At 70.1% G+C, this 737-nt stretch carries 1 protein-coding gene and 1 pseudogene; both read left to right on the top strand.

Translation table 11 applies throughout. The features are described 5' to 3' along the window. A pseudogene (gene mhpB / locus DK254_RS05780) lies at positions 1 to 444 on the top strand (3-carboxyethylcatechol 2,3-dioxygenase); the annotation flags it as partial. A 12-nt stretch (positions 445 to 456) separates the two neighbouring features. Next, positions 457 to 737, top strand: a 281-nt coding sequence (locus DK254_RS05775) for an alpha/beta fold hydrolase (protein WP_158546399.1), incomplete at its 3' end; no start/stop codon positions are given.

Genomic DNA, 737 nt, shown 5'->3' with positions numbered 1-737 from the left:
GTGCTGTTCCTCGGCTCCGGCGGGCTGTCGCACCAGCCGCCGGTGCCGGAGCTGGCCAGGGTCGACGCGCGCATGGCCGACCGCCTGATGGGCAGCGGGCGGAACCTGCCCGCCGACGAAAGGGAAGCGCGGCAGCAGCGGGTGATCCAGGCGGCGCGGCGTTTCGTCGAGGACCCCGGTTCCCTGCATCCGCTCAACCCCGAATGGGACCAGCAGTTCCTCGACATCCTCGCCCAGAACCGCCTGGGCGAGCTGGATGCCCTGGGCAACGATCAGTTGTCGGCCATCGCCGGCCGCTCGACCCATGAGGTGAAAACCTGGGTGGCCGCCTTTGCCGCGCTCTCCGCCTTTGGCGCCTACCGCGTACATGACCGGTACTACCGGCCGATTCCCGAGTGGATCGCCGGTTTTGGCGCGCTTGGCGCCGAACCTGAACCGAACTGAAGGATGCCGCCGATGACCACGACGAACAGGGCGCCGAACGACGCCGATAGCAGCCGCTTCGCCCGCATCCGCGAAGGCGACCTGGACCTGCAGCTGCACTACAACGACCTGGGCGAGGGCGCCGAGACCGTGGTGATGCTCCACGGCTCCGGCCCCGGCGCCAGCGGCTGGGCCAACTTCAGCCGCAACCTCGAGCCGCTGCTGGCCGCCGGCTACCGCGTGGTGCTGATGGACTGCCCCGGCTGGAGCCGGAGCGACCCCATCGTCTGCCGCGGCTCGCGCTCGGACCTCAA

It is taken from the genome of Pseudomonas sp. RW407 (genome assembly GCF_003176655.1).
GTDB lineage: Bacteria > Pseudomonadota > Gammaproteobacteria > Pseudomonadales > Pseudomonadaceae > Pseudomonas > Pseudomonas delhiensis.
This window is presented reverse-complemented; position numbering and strand designations above follow the sequence as displayed.